The organism is Nitriliruptor sp. (assembly GCF_040882075.1).
Lineage (GTDB): Bacteria > Actinomycetota > Nitriliruptoria > Nitriliruptorales > Nitriliruptoraceae > Nitriliruptor.
Genome location: NZ_JBBEBZ010000051.1, coordinates 1 through 811 on the forward strand (window position 1 = coordinate 1; position 811 = coordinate 811).

Annotated in this window: 1 pseudogene; it reads right to left on the reverse strand. The window is 73.5% G+C overall.

The features are described from left to right. Window positions 1-805 (reverse strand): annotated as a pseudogene (locus tag WEB03_RS02685) (replication-associated recombination protein A); the annotation flags it as partial. Window positions 806-811: the final 6 nt, after the last annotated feature.

Here is an 811-nt window from a genome sequence, read left to right on the forward strand (position 1 = left end):
TTGCGGGGGTCGTGCCGGTTGCGGGGGTCGTGCCGGTTGCGGGGGTCGTGCCGGTCGCTGCGGTGGTGCGGGGCTGCTGCTCGGTCGGTCTCGGGGCGGCGGCTCGGGCGGTGTTCGGTTCCGCGCGGGCCTGGGCGCGCAGGTCGGTGAGCCGGTCGGCGACCGCTGCCTCGTGCCCGTGGGAGGACGGTTGGTACAGCACCGTGCCGATCAGCGCATCCGGTAGGTAGGTCTGCGCCGGCGCGAACCCGCTCGCGTGGTCGTGAGGGTAGTCGTAGTCGACGCCGTGCCCGAGGCTGCGGGCGCCCCGGTAGTGCCCATCGCGCAGGTGGGCGGGCACGTCGGTGTTGCCGTGACGCCGCACGGCGTCCAGGCCGGCGCCGATCGCGCGGGTGACGCTGTTGGACTTCGGCGCCACCGCCAGGGCGATCGCGGCGTGCACGAGCGCGTAGCGAGCTTCGGGCAGCCCGACCTTGTCGAGCGCGTCGAAGGCCGCCACCGCGGTCGGCAACGCCTGCCGGTCGGCGAGCCCGACGTCCTCGGAGGCGAAGATGACCATGCGGCGGGCGAGGAAGCGCGGGTCCTCCCCCGCCTCGAGCATCCGCAGCAACCAGTAGGCCGCCGCGTCCGGATCCGAGCCGCGCATCGACTTGATGAACGCGCTGACCTGGTCGTAGTGCCCGTCGGCCGCCTTGTCGTAGCGGAAGCGCTGCATCGCGTCGGCGACGGCATCGAGGGTGATGACGACCGGTGTGGCGTCGCTGGCGTTGCCGTCGGCATCTGCCTCGGTGTCGGCGTCGGTCATGGCGGG